Origin of the sequence: Priestia endophytica (assembly GCF_026790145.1) — a bacterium.
Lineage (GTDB): Bacteria > Bacillota > Bacilli > Bacillales > Bacillaceae_H > Bacillus_I > Bacillus_I endophytica_A.
This window is the reverse complement of record NZ_JALAMS010000011.1, coordinates 81,519-94,906: the sequence shown is the minus strand read 5'-3', so window position 1 is coordinate 94,906 and position 13,388 is coordinate 81,519. Positions and strand designations below refer to the sequence as shown.

Annotated in this window: 12 protein-coding genes; 9 read left to right on the top strand and 3 right to left on the bottom strand. The window is 36.3% G+C overall.

All coding sequences use genetic code 11. The features are described 5' to 3' along the window. Positions 1–142 precede the first annotated feature (142 nt). A complete protein-coding gene (locus MOC86_RS08920; protein WP_268583827.1) occupies positions 143–1,111 on the top strand; it encodes a rhodanese-related sulfurtransferase in 969 nt (322 codons plus the stop codon). 27 nt (positions 1,112–1,138) lie between these two features. Here the strand turns inward: MOC86_RS08920 and MOC86_RS08915 are convergent, their stop codons facing one another. Next, positions 1,139–1,411, bottom strand: a complete 273-nt coding sequence (locus MOC86_RS08915) for a hypothetical protein (protein WP_268583826.1) — start codon at positions 1,409–1,411, stop codon at positions 1,139–1,141. 586 nt (positions 1,412–1,997) lie between these two features. Between MOC86_RS08915 and MOC86_RS08910 the strand changes: the two genes are divergently transcribed. The 4 genes from MOC86_RS08910 (at position 1,998) to MOC86_RS08895 (ending at position 7,653) form a co-directional block, all read left to right on the top strand. Further along, positions 1,998–2,642: an SDR family oxidoreductase gene (locus MOC86_RS08910; RefSeq protein ID WP_268583825.1), complete on the top strand. Its 645-nt coding sequence runs from the start codon at positions 1,998–2,000 to the stop codon at positions 2,640–2,642. Between the two features lie 462 nt (positions 2,643–3,104). Continuing rightward, a complete protein-coding gene (locus MOC86_RS08905) occupies positions 3,105–4,160 on the top strand; it encodes a DUF5105 domain-containing protein (protein WP_268583824.1) in 1,056 nt (351 codons plus the stop codon). A 14-nt stretch (positions 4,161–4,174) separates the two neighbouring features. Beyond that, positions 4,175–5,308 (top strand): TcaA second domain-containing protein, encoded by a 1,134-nt coding sequence (locus MOC86_RS08900; protein ID WP_268583823.1) that lies wholly within the window; start codon positions 4,175–4,177, stop codon positions 5,306–5,308. 131 nt (positions 5,309–5,439) lie between these two features. Next, a complete protein-coding gene (locus MOC86_RS08895) occupies positions 5,440–7,653 on the top strand; it encodes a choice-of-anchor I family protein (protein WP_268583821.1) in 2,214 nt (737 codons plus the stop codon). A gap of 33 nt (positions 7,654–7,686) precedes the next feature. Here MOC86_RS08895 and MOC86_RS08890 read toward each other — a convergent pair whose 3' ends face one another. After that, a complete protein-coding gene (locus tag MOC86_RS08890) occupies positions 7,687–9,093 on the bottom strand; it encodes a DUF4910 domain-containing protein (protein ID WP_268583819.1) in 1,407 nt (468 codons plus the stop codon). Positions 9,094–9,498: 405 nt separating this feature from the next. Between MOC86_RS08890 and MOC86_RS08885 the strand changes: the two genes are divergently transcribed. The 4 genes from MOC86_RS08885 to MOC86_RS08870 all read left to right on the top strand — a co-directional run bounded on the left by MOC86_RS08885 (position 9,499) and on the right by MOC86_RS08870 (position 13,064). Further along, the gene (locus tag MOC86_RS08885) at positions 9,499–9,996 is read left to right on the top strand and encodes a hypothetical protein (protein WP_243518839.1); all 498 of its coding nucleotides are present in this window, start codon (positions 9,499–9,501) and stop codon (positions 9,994–9,996) included. Between the two features lie 423 nt (positions 9,997–10,419). Beyond that, positions 10,420–11,229: a PP2C family serine/threonine-protein phosphatase gene (locus tag MOC86_RS08880; RefSeq protein ID WP_268583818.1), complete on the top strand. Its 810-nt coding sequence runs from the start codon at positions 10,420–10,422 to the stop codon at positions 11,227–11,229. A gap of 21 nt (positions 11,230–11,250) precedes the next feature. Then, positions 11,251–12,078, top strand: a complete 828-nt coding sequence (locus tag MOC86_RS08875) for an SDR family oxidoreductase (protein WP_268583817.1) — start codon at positions 11,251–11,253, stop codon at positions 12,076–12,078. 170 nt (positions 12,079–12,248) lie between these two features. Then, positions 12,249–13,064, top strand: coding sequence for an ABC transporter ATP-binding protein (locus MOC86_RS08870; RefSeq protein WP_040056475.1), 816 nt, complete (start codon positions 12,249–12,251; stop codon positions 13,062–13,064). 50 nt (positions 13,065–13,114) lie between these two features. Here MOC86_RS08870 and MOC86_RS08865 read toward each other — a convergent pair whose 3' ends face one another. Then, on the bottom strand, positions 13,115–13,267 hold the full coding sequence (locus tag MOC86_RS08865) for a hypothetical protein (protein ID WP_019392156.1): 153 nt from the start codon (positions 13,265–13,267) through the stop codon (positions 13,115–13,117). Positions 13,268–13,388: the final 121 nt, after the last annotated feature.

Here is a 13,388-nt window from a genome sequence, read left to right as displayed (position 1 = left end):
GTGAAAAGGTGATAAATAGTGGTAGAAGAGTAGCTGCTCACTACATTTTTAAAATAAGTCGTTTCCAATATGGAGTGTTTTGTTGTATAATGGATAGCGTTGGCTTGCAACCAAATCTACAATTGAACAGGATGTTTTAACTATGGAAAACAAACAATATAGAGTATTGCTTTATTATCAGTACGTAAAAATCGAAAATCCAGAAGAGTTTACGGCTGAACATTTAGCATTTTGTAAAGAACTTGGGCTACTAGGTCGTATTCTAGTTGCTGATGAAGGTATTAACGGAACAGTTTCTGGAACAGTCGAACAGACTGAACAATATATGAAAAAAATGCATGCGGACCCACGTTTCGCAGATATGGTCTTCAAAATTGATGAAGAAGATGAGCATGCATTCCAAAAAATGCACGTTCGTTATCGTCCAGAGCTTGTAAATCTTCAGCTTGACGAAGATATTAACCCACATGAGTTAACAGGAAAATATCTTGAGCCAAAAGAATTTTATGAGCAAATGCAAGATGACAATACGCTTGTTATTGATGCACGTAACGACTATGAATATGATGTTGGTCACTTCAGAGGAGCGATCCGTCCGGATATCCGTACGTTCCGCGAGCTTCCTGATTGGATCAAAGAAAATAAAGAAATGCTTGATGGTAAAAAAATCTTAACGTACTGCACAGGTGGAATTCGCTGTGAGAAATTCTCAGGATGGCTTGTACGTGAAGGATTTGAAGATGTTTCTCAACTTCATGGTGGAATCGTAACGTACGGTAAAGACCCTGAAGTGCAAGGTCAACTTTGGGATGGACAATGCTACGTGTTTGATAAACGTCTAACAGTTCCTGTTAACAGAGTAGAACACGTTGTTGTTGGGAAAGACTACTTTTCAGGCGAGCCTTGTGAGCGCTATGTAAACTGTGCAAACCCAGAATGTAACAAGCAAATTATCTGTTCAGAAGAAAATGAACATAAATATATGCGCGGCTGCACGCACGAATGTCGTGTGACACCAAGAAACTTATATGTAAAAGAGCACGATCTTTCAGAAGAAGAAATTCAAGAAAGATTAGCTGTTATTGAACGTGAAGAAGCAGCAGTGAAATAAAAAATCCTCCTTTTTAGGAGGATTTTTTTATACACATTTAAGCAAGCTATAGCGCTGTGTTAAGGCGTCTAAACGATGTTTAATAAGCATATGAAGTTCAGCTTTGTACACAGTGCTTAGGGCTTTTTTGACGTTCATTTTTATAATAAAGGCATTAATTTGGTCTTTTACATAGTTCTTTACTTGATTTTCGTAGAATAAATGTTTTGAACGAAGTTTTTGTTCTACGTCGCGTACTAAGGAGAAAGAAAATTGAACAAGTTCATAGTCAGGTTGAAGCATGAAATCTTGGATTCTCATAAGATAGCCTCCTTATTTACATTGTCGTAATAAAGTTTACAAAAGATCAACAGAGAAGTCACTCAAAAGTTGTCGAAAATAAAATAATTAAAAATCACTCTTTATATGTATGATAAAAAGAGAAAGAGGTGTACAAAAGAGGTAAATAAATTTTATACCCGTATTTTAAGAGGGGAAAACAACAAAGCGTACTTTCTATCATATATAGAAAATACGCTTTATTTACTGACCGTAAAATAAAGTATACGCTTTCAAAAAGGGCAATTAAAATCACTAAGGCTAAAAAAGAAGCTCCATGTCAGGTTCTTTTTCGCTATTTTCATTTTTGAACTTATTTAATTTTACTAAAATGAGGTATCCCCTCCAAGTTAGAAAAGTAGGAATTTGGAAATGCTATTATAGGGATAAAGTAACAACTTTTGGGAATGGAAGTGTAGTAAAAGGTTTTTTTAAACGTGTTTAGGGAATAAGAAAAAGAGAAAAATTTGTTATGAGGGAAAGCAAACAACCTAAAGCAGATTGTTTGCTCGTCTATCATCCTTTTGAAATAATAAGAAGAAATAAAAGAAAAAGGAGTCTGATACATATGAAAGTATTACTTATCGGTGCCAACGGAGGAGTTGGACAACATATCGTGCCACTTCTTCAAAACAGTACAGAGCATAGCGTGCGTGCAATGGTTCGCAAAGAAGAACAAGCTGAAAAATTAAGAGATAATGGCATTGAAGCTGTTGTGGCAAGTCTAGAAGGCACAGTAGACGAGATAGTAGAAGCGGGAAAAGCTTGCGATGCATTTATCTTCTCAGCAGGTTCAGGTGGAGGTACAGGAGAGGACAAAACTCTTCTAGTAGATTTAGATGGTGCGGGAAAATCTATCGAAGCGGCTGAAAAGCTTGGAATTGAACGATTTGTGATGGTAAGTGCTCTTCAAGCCCATCACCGTGAAAATTGGAACGGAAACTTACTTCCATACTATGTTGCGAAGCATTATGCAGATAAAGTATTAGAAAGCAGTTCACTGAACTATACAATTGTTCGTCCAGGGGGCCTTCTAAATGATGCTGGAACAGGTAAAGTTAAAGTTTCGGAAAATCTAGAAAGAGGATCTATTCCACGTGAAGATGTAGCAAAAACGGTTGTAACTGCTCTTACAGAAGAAGCAACGTTTAAACATGGATTTGATTTAGTTTCTGGAGAGCAAGACGTTTCAGAAGCACTACGTTCTTTATAAGTAAAAAGACTAAGAAAGAGAGAAGGAGGTGTCCTTCTCTCTTTTTTTTGAAAAAGAAGCAAAAAAGAATAGATCGAACGGACTATTTGAAAATCCATTTACATCCTTTTATAGAAAAAGGTTGATGTTAAAGAAAATGATAACTACAAACCCCATTAGAGCAATAAATGTTCGTGATTTTCTATATTAGTAAAAAGGAGGAATATATCCTTCTTTTAGGTATTTTACACTACTAAAAATGTTTTTTATATAGGATATAAAAGGGAATAGTGTATGAAAAATAAGTAAATTTACTTACGTGATTTACCTTGACCAGCCCCCGATTGTTACTTATTATGGAAAAAGAAGTTTTTAAGAGCTCTTATTCAGCGCTGATACATAAAAGAGTGAAGGGAACTAAAAAATACATATGGCAAATTCAGGTGAGGAATTGTGCTTTAAGTAACAGGAGGAGAACGTGTTATGTGGAAGAAATTAAGTGTTGTAGGGATGAGTTCAGCACTAGCTTTAAGTTTAGCTGCATGTGGATCTGAGTCAAGTTCGAAAGAAGAAGGATCTTCGTCTAAGAGTGATGTTATTGAAGCAACAATTAAAGATGCGGCATATGTAATTTCAAGTGAGGACGATGGTCAATCTGTAGACTCTGAAACAGGTCTTCTTGAGGTCAATGTGAAAGTTACAAACAAGACAAATTCTTCAATTATGCTTGATTCATATGATGGAGTTAAGCTTTATGATGGGGACGAGCAGATAGAACCTGAAAACGTATATGATACAGAAGTAGGCTTAGATGACGATAGCAGCGGCACTATTGGCGGCAAAAAAGTCAAGAATGTAAAGTACTACTTTAACGTTGAGAAAGATAAAAGTTATGAAGTTGGTTTAAAACCAAGAACAAAAGACGTGGAAGATGAAGCTGAAGAAGTGATGCTCAAGCTAGATACAAAGAAATATGATGATAGTTTTGAGGCGCTTCAAGATCCTGCAAAAGCAGTTGAAGCATATGTGAAAACTCTTTACTTTGGTGAAAAAGATAAAAACTATGACAAACTAGTTTCAGCAGATAAAGAGAAAATAGAAGAACAAGCAAAAGAAGCATTTGTTGATAGAATGAGCACAGCAACTAGTGGTACAAATGTAGATGACTCAGAAATGAATAAGATGTATGACACTTATAAAGCAACGCTTGCAGAAAAGGCAAAACTGGAACCAAGAGTTGTAGCAAGAGGAAAAGATAAAGCAGAAGTGAAATTAAAGTATTCAAGCGTTTCTCTTTCCGACGTTTATGATTCTTTAGGTGATTATGCTAAGGAGTACATGGAACAAAATGCAACATTTGACCGAGAAGTCGCTTATGAATATGCAGTTACAAAATTTGATAAAATCATGGAAGATACAGATGCAAAGAACAGTTCATACGACATGACTATTGACTTAAAACTGAAAGACGGAAAATGGGAAATTGACTCATCTGCCGTAAAAGATTTTAACACAGCATTTGGTGAAGGACTGCTTTAATAAGGAGAGTAAAAATGAAGAAGTGGATACTAACTAGTGCCGCTATAGTCCTTTTACTCATAGTAGGGGCAAGCATTGTGGTTCAACAAAACACACAAAGTCCTGAAGAAGCAGTCAAAGAGTTTGAGAAAGCTGTTTCAACAAAAGATACGGATTTATTGAGTGAGCTTATTGTTCCAAATAATGAAAAAGCACAGGTCAATAAAACTTCCCTACAAGCGTTTGCAAACTATTTACAATCTAATAGTAGCAGTCTAGAAGCGATTGAAGATAGCCTGAACGAGCAGCTTAAGGAAAAAAACTTTACCGAAACGAACTCACAGGTGAGTCTTGTGGAAGACGGAAAAGAGCTGTTGTTTTTTCCAAAGTATAAATTTGAAGTGAAAACAATGGAGCTCGCCATTACGGGAGAACAAGAAGGCGAGAAAGTAACCCTTTCCTCCAATGGATTTAAAAAGGGGCTTCCGAAAGAGAAAGATTCTCTATATGGTCCATTTCTTCCTGGAGAATATACGTTTAAACTATCGGTAAAAACAGATCTTGCTACATTTATTGGAGACCGTAAAAAAGAGCTGTGGGGAACAGGGAAAACAAGTCTTCTAATTGACTCCGAAAAGATGGCTCAGTCTGATGAAAAAGTGAAAAAAGATTTGGTTTCGGCAGTAGAGCTGTTTAACAAAGATTTTTCACGCTACGAGACATCTGAGTTTCAACTTTCTGCTTTTTCAAACGCAACGCAAGAATTGATGAGTGGCGAGTCCAATTATGGAGAAGGATTTGAAGAGGTCAAAGATGCCTTAGATGAAATTCAGTCTCAATATGAGGGAGGCATTGTTGATCTTGATTCTCTTGATATTTCGTATTTCGACGGAAAGTGGAAAGCAAATGCATCTGCAGCTGTTTCCTATATGAATAAAGTCAAGGTTAGCGGCGGAAAAGAATTTGAAGATTTGTCCTACGGAGCGCTTCGTGACTATCAGTTAGTTTACAGTTCAGAGAAAAAACAATGGCTGATTGATGGCATGGACGAATATGATTACGATGATGACGAAGTAGAGAACTGGGAATATACCCAGGAGACAAATCCCAATAATCCTGTCTTCAAATGGACACGTGATGGGAAAAAAGATGAAGGTAGTTATTACTAATATAATAGTAGAAAAAAAGCTCTTGTTTTTAAACAAGAGATTTTTTTCATTTTCTTACAATTTTTACGTTTTTTTCATAGCTCCTTAACAATTAGCGTGTAGAATAAGCTGAAAGAAAAGGAGGAGAGAAAATGAAAGGACTTAAAGCTTCCCTAGCTCTTTTTACAGCAGCAAGTGCCTTTATAAGCAGTGCTTCTTTGGTGCAAGGTGAAGAAAGGGAGTTAACAGTAGACCGAGAAGATGATGCGCTTCAAATTAAAAAAATCGCAAGTTATGATAGTAGATCTGGTGAAGGTGGAACCGAAATATTAGCTTATGACATACATACAAAAAAAGCATTTGTAACAAACAGTGTGAAAAAATCTATTGATATTGTTGATTTTTCAACATTAAACAAGAATGAAGACCTCTCTTTAAAGCCTTCTGCAAGCATTTCTTTAAAACAATTAGGAATTGAGAATGCGGATGGAATTACAAGTGTTGCAACACACCCGAAAGCGAACTTTATAGCTGCTGCTGTTCCGAGCAGTCCGAAGCAGGAAAATGGTTATATTGTATTGCTTGATAAAGAAGGGAGTTTTTTAACAAAGATTGAGGTAGGGGCTTTGCCTGACAACATTGTTTTTACTCCGGATGGAGAGACTCTTCTCGCTGCAAATGAAGGTGAACCAAGCAGTAACTACAAGCAAAATCCAGAAGGTTCTGTTTCCATTATTAATGTAAAAGAAATCAATAATCTTAAAAAGGAAGAAATCAGAAAATCTAATATTAAGGCGATAAATGTTTCTTTTCAAGATGTACCAATTCGAGGAGAAGTGAGAAAGAAGTCAAAAGGCACTTTGATGGAACAGCTTGAGCCCGAGTATATTACAGTTGATGAGAAAAGTGAGTATGCATATGTATCTCTTCAAGAAAATAACGCGATTGCAAAGTTGAACTTAAAAACGCAGAAGTTTGACGAGATTGTAGGATTAGGAGTGAAAGATCATTCTCTCAAAGAAAATGCCCTTGATGGAATGAATAATGGGAAAATTAATATTGAACCCCTGCCTGTTTTAGGAATGTACCAACCAGATGCGCTTGATTATTTTCAAAAAGGCAACAAAGGATATATCGTAACTCCGAATGAGGGAGATGCCCGCGACTATGAGGTTTATGGAGAAGAGAAAACCATCAAGGAACTTCTTAATAGCGGTGAGAAAATTGAACTGAATGCCAAACACTATAAAGGTTTTACTCAAAAAGAAATAGATCAAATGGTTCAAAATGGGCTTTTCAACGAGAACAAGCTTGGAGATTTAAAAGTAAGCATTGAAGAAGGGAAAAATAAAGACGGCGTCTATGAGTCTCTGTATTCTTTTGGAGGGCGTTCTTTTTCCATTTGGGATGCTGAAACATTAGAAAAAGTATATGATAGTGGCTCCCAGTTTGAAGATATTACGGCTAAGGTTTATCCTGAAACGTTTAATTCCTCAAATGATAAAGTAAAACTAGATAATAGAAGTGATGATAAAGGGCCAGAGCCAGAAGCTGCAGAAGTAGGGGAAATTGGTGGTCAAACGTATGCTTTCATTGGTCTTGAACGGATGGGAGGCGTGATGGTTTATAATATCTCAAATCCTACAAAAGCACACTATACAACGTACTTTTCAAGTCGCGATATGTCAGAAGATGTGAAAGAAGATTCCGCGCCTGAAGGGATAACGTTTATTGATCAAAAGGACAGTCCAACAAAGACGCCACTTTTAATCGTTTCTAACGAAGTATCAGGAACTGTTGCTCTGTATGAAATAGAAGGGAAAGCTAAAGAATTTAAAGATGTTCCAAAAACTCATTGGGCATACACATATATTCAAGAACTTGTAGAAAAAGGCATTGTAGATGGAAAAGAGGATGGTACTTTCTCTCCTCAAGAAGAAGTAACACGGGCTCAGTTTGCTAAAATAGTAAAAAGAGCGTTAAATATCCCGTCTGTTTCTCACGCTGCTCCTTTTAAAGATGTTCCAGAGTGGGTAAGTGACGATGTTAATGCGCTGTATGAAGCAGGAATTATCCAAGGCAAAACTAAGGAAATTTTTGCGCCTGAACAATCCATTACCCGTCAGCAAATGGCTCTTATGATTATGAGAGCATATGAATGGAAAAAAGGAAAGCTTTCTCATATTGAACAAGCACCATTTAAAGACAGAGGAATGATTTCAGAAGAGGCGCAGGAGAAAGTTGATGCTCTTTATACATTAGGAGTTATGAGTGGGAAGAACAGCGGCAATTTCTCCCCATATGAATCGTCTTCACGGGCTCAAGCTGCAAAAGTACTCTCAAAACTCTTATCTTCTCTAGAATAAAAGAGCAAGCCTAATAAAAGGCTTGCTCTTTTATTATTTTACATCTTGGACTTCTTTTGAAACATTTTTCATTGGTTTTGGTTTCTTTACATTTTGTGTAAGGCGATCGATCTTAGCAATATCGTAAACGCCTGCTCCGACGATCTCTGCTACATCTTGAAGTTTTTCTTTACTAATCTTGTCAATCGTATCATCTGGGGTATGATACCATGGTTCTGTTGGCTCATGAATAAATAATGCAGATGGTATACCAACTTCAGCGAAAGGAACGTGATCGCTTCGGTCTCCTTGTCCATATGGAGTTCGTTCTCCATTCAATCGTTCACTAGCAGCGCCTGCAACATCTGTTACTGTGTTAGGCTGCCCACTTACGGTATTCATCACAAGATCGCCTGCATCTTTGCTTCCAACCATATCAAGCTGGAACATTGTGCGTGTTCTAAAAATATCGTTTTGTCCAAGCGAATCTACGTATTTTGTAGAGCCGATAAGACCGTTTTCTTCTGCTCCAAATGTTACAAAACGAAGTTCAGTATCTGTCTTAGCTTTTGCCATCACTCTAGCTAGCTCTAGCGTTACAGCAACACCTGATGCATCATCATTTGCTCCTGGTGCTCCTTCAACAGAGTCATGATGGGCCCCAACAACGACAATTTCACCTGTATCTTTTTTCTGATTTGAAGCTTTTTTCGTTGCAATTACATTGTGAGAAGTTCGTGTTTCTAATTTTGAACCTTCAACTGCGATTTCAGCATTTACAGTTTCTCCGTCTTGAAGCTTTTTAGCGAGTTTTTCACCAACATCTTTTGGTAAAGAAAGAGCAGGAACATAAGCATCATTAGCTCCACCGAGCGTTCCATTTAACTCACCGTCTTCATTGTTATAAATGATTACCGCTTCCGCTCCTTTTTTGGCTGCATTTAGTACTTTCTCAGCAAAAGAGATGTTTCCACGTTCAATTAAGGCAATTTTTCCTGTCAAATCAAGGTCTTTTACATCGTCTTCAGTACCTAATCCAACGTACTGAAGCTCACCTGTTGCTTGTCCATTTCCTGTATATGTTAAAGCTTGAGGAGTGTACTCTGTATTATCGTTCTTAACGTCTAATGAGAGTGTTGTTGGTGGAACATATGCTTCAAAAGTAAACGGCTGAATTTGAACATTATATCCATACGAAGAAAATTTCTGCTGTATGTATTGAACAGCATTGTATTCAGCAGGAGTGCCTGCTACTCTTGGTTGTGAAGACAAGCGGGAAATATGACTGTATATGTTATTAACATTAACACTTTGAACGATTTTTTGATCTTCTTTTGTAAGTGCGGATGTTTCAACTTGTGAAGCTGCAAACGAAGAGGATGGGATTCCAAAAGTACTTGTTGCTAGTCCTGCTATAAGTGCGACAGAAAGTAGTGGCTTTCGAAAAGGATATCGTTTCATAAAAAAACCTCCTAGTTTTTACTATTTTCATTATTAATGTTATAATATTTTAAAAATTTAGTTAAGTTAGAAAAGTACTAGTTGTAAATAATTTGTAATGTATATAGTAAAATAGAAATGTAGGGATAATTTATTACATTAGTAAATACTAGGATTAGTATTCAAAGGTTAAGAATAAGAAAGGAAATACAGGAAAAAGATTGAAGTGTAGCCATTAAAAATATGTGGTTTATTTTCAATAAATAAAGGAAAATGAGTATAGTAAAAGAATGATAGGGATTAAATGGAATGGAAATTAAAGAATGTAGGTCTATTTATACAATTCTTTTATCCTATTTGTTATTAAACCTAGAATATTTTAGCCGATGTAAAAAAGAGAGGTAGAGTTTATGGAGGTGTACAGCGGTGGGAAACAGAATTACGTTAGATTATAATGCTCAAAGCTTACGATTTTTATTAGAAATGATTTGTGAAAAGAAAAACCAGTTTACTCACCAAGATCTCGTTTATTGGTGTGATAAATTTGTCATTAAATATTATAAATATGAAGAGCACTCATACATAGAAGATTTACGAGATCAGAAAATAAAAGAAGAAGCAACAGCTTTTCAAGTGGCGCAAAATATAGGATGGCAATGGTACGTACATATTGCTCAACACTATACACCGCTTGAAGTTGTGCAAGCAGACTTAAATACTGTTCAACTGCCTCTTGAACTTTTTCAAAGTTGGTATGAACAGATGAATCTTTCACGAAATTGGGAAGAAGTTTTTGAAGCGCGTTACGAAGAGAAGCAAAAGGAAGAAACGACCCTTTCAAGAATTAAAACATATGGAAGACGTAGAAAGAGAGATATTTACAGAGAAATAGAAGGAGGAAAAGTAGAAGGCCAGTTTTATTAGGTCTTCTGCTTTTTTCTGTAATGATTTTGTTAGTTTTCAACATTTCGTGAGAAAACCAGTTTGCTCTTATATAAAAGATAGAAATATATCTTATTTCATCAAATATTGTCAAACGATTTATAGGTTGGGGACGTTTGTGAAGCGAAGATAGCGGGGAATACATTTATATCATAAAGTGACGTGCTACAAGAAACGTTAAAAAAGGGAGGGAGACAAATGAAATACAAAGTAAAACATTGGTTAAGACTAACAACGGACGAACGCTACCTTTTACTTTTGGCAACTTCTATGATACAAAAAGAAAAACGTTAATAAAATAGAGGATAAGTCCGCTGCTAGTCTTCATAATGAAGAGGGAAGCTTTTTTGTGAGGAAAACTTGATATAATGAAAGAATAAGAGCAGGAAAAAAGGAGAGATGAGAATGAAAATTGATACTGTATTTTTATGTTCTCCAAGTAAGACAGTAAGTGAAGATGCTTATGTTATAAATGAAAAACAAAACATTTATGGGGTCTTTGATGGAGCAACACCTGTCACTCCTTTTCAAAATAGCAAAGGACAAAATGGAGCATATCTAGCTTCTCGTTGCTTTCAAGCGTATTTTACTGAAGAGGTGAGACAAGAGGAGAGTTTGTTAGAATCCGTTGTTAAAGCAAATAAAAAGTTATTAGAGATGATGAAAAGTCATCATATTTCAATTCATAAAAAAGAAGAACTTTGGTCAACATGCGTAGCCTTAATCAAGTTGGAAAAAGAGAAAATTCAGTTTGCACAGCTTGGTGATTCAATGATTGTAATGGAAAATAAAGAATGCAAAGTTACTGTTCTCACGAAAGATACGGTAAAAGGGATAGGATCCCGTGCAAAACAAAAAAGAGAAATGGAGCGTTTAAGAGGAAAAGAGAACAACGATGAAGATTTTTACCAAAAAAACTCTCTATATTCTTTACGTTATAACCGAACACTAGCGAACACCCCTAATGGCTATTCTGTTGCAAATGGAGAAGAAGAAGTAAGAAAGTATATTCAGTATGGAGAGATTCAAAAAAATGAGGTTAGCTGCTTATTACTCGTAAGCGATGGATTTTTTCATCCATCAGAAAGTTTAGAAACTACATATCAACATATTCGTTCCGGAGGATTAGAACGCTATGCATACAAGTTGGCGAAGTTAGAGAGTGAAAATAACTTACACTCAGATGATAAGACAGGTATCTTGCTTCAGTTTTAAGGTAGAAGAGGGGGAGTAACAATGGCTCGACATGCAATCGTAACAGGGTCTTCAAGCGGGTTCGGCTATGCGATTTGTTTAAGGCTTGCACAAGAAGGGTTCTATGTATATGCAACAATGAGGAATATTGCAAAAGGAAAAGACTTGCTCGAGGAAGCTGAACAGCTCCAAGTTAAGCAATATATTACTGTAAAAGAACTTGATGTAACGAGTGAAGCATCACTTGCAGCTTTTCGCGAAGAACTAGCACAAATAGATGAAGTGGATGTGCTTGTTAATAATGCAGGATATGCAGGAGGCGGATTTGTTGAAGACTGCGAGTTAGCAGATTTTAAACAACAGTTTGATACAAATGTGTTTGGAGCCATCGCTCTTACAAATCTTGTTTTACCAATTATGCGACAAAATCGAAAAGGCACTATTATTAATATTAGTAGCATAAGTGGGAAAATAGGATTTCCAGGCCTTTCTCCTTATTCCTCTTCAAAGTTTGCGCTTGAAGGATTTTGTGAAAGTTTGCGCCTTGAAATGAGACCATTTGGTGTTTATGTGGTGCTAATAGAGCCAGGATCATATAATACAAACATATGGACAAAAGGAAAAAAGGTCGCAAAAAGAGAACAGTCTGCATACGTGGCACAAATGAAGAAAATTGAAAATTACATTGAAGGCGGAAAGGATCGTTTAGGAGACCGGAGCGAAATAGCTGATCTAGTAGCGAAAATCGCTAATCATCGCTCTCCATCACTTCGCTATGCTGTTGGCAAAGGAGTAAAGCTGAACCTTTTTGCGAAAACAATACTCCCTTGGAAGTGGTGGGAAAAGATTGTATTAAAGCAGTTAAAATGAGTCTTTTTGTAGGGAAGTACTCATTTTTCTTGAAAAAGTATTGTCCGAAGTGGTGATAATGATTATAATTATCAATGAGAATAAAAATCAATCACAAATTTAAACGTGTATATAAAAATAATAACGTGTTAATAGAAAACTTTAGGATGGAAGAAGAGGTGGAACGGGATATGTCTATTATGGAAACGAAAGAGCTGTCTATTTCTTACGGAGATCGTAAAATTGTAAGCGACTTAACAGTGGAAATCCCAAAAGGAAAAATCACCACAATTATTGGACCAAACGGATGCGGAAAATCAACAATTTTAAAAACAATGTCACGTATTTTAAAACCAACGTCAGGCGATATTTACTTAGATGGTAAAGCTATTCAAAAGCAATCTACAAAGGAGATTGCGAAAAAGATGGCAATTTTACCCCAAATTCCAGAATCTCCAGGTGGCTTAACAGTAGCTGAACTTGTTTCATATGGACGTTTTCCACACCAAAAAGGATTCGGAAAACTGAAGGAAAGCGATAAAAATATTATTTATTGGGCTCTTGAAGTAACAGGGATGTTAGAGTTTAAAGACCGTTCCCTTGAAGCTTTATCAGGCGGGCAACGTCAGCGTGTTTGGATTGCTATGGTTCTTGCACAAGAAACAGATTTGCTTTTACTTGATGAGCCAACTACTTATTTAGACTTAGCACATCAATTAGAGATTTTGCAGCTTCTTCAAACGCTTAATCAACAGGAGAACCGAACAATTGCAATGGTTATTCATGATCTTAACCATGCAGCTCGATTTGCTGATTATATGATTGCTGTAAACAGTGGAGAAGTTGTATGTAAAGGAACGCCTGATGAAGTAATGACCCCTGAAGTATTAGGAAAGGTTTTTGGAATTGATGCGGAGATTGTGCGTGATCCAAGAACAAACAAGCCTGTATGCTTAACATATGACTTGATGCCAGCAATTGGTGCTAAAACACCTGCTGCAGTCTAAAAAAAGGCGGATTCTATCCGCCTTTTTTGCATGTTGAGAAGATATAAAAGTTAGCGATGTTCTTCTTGAAGTTCTAATAGGATATTGAGCTGCTCTTCCAATCGGTTTGTTTTTGGATTATGAGGTCCATAGAACTGCTGATAAAATTCTAGCTGTTGTCGCGTTGAATTAATTAAAATCTCTAGCTCATCTATTCGCTCCATAATTAGATACCCCCTCAAATTAATAATACCAATAAAAGGATGATATTAGGAGTTGTTACAAAAAATGATAAAAAGGGAATATTTTTAGTTTCTTAAAAGGGTTTAATTATTAGTTGTAAAG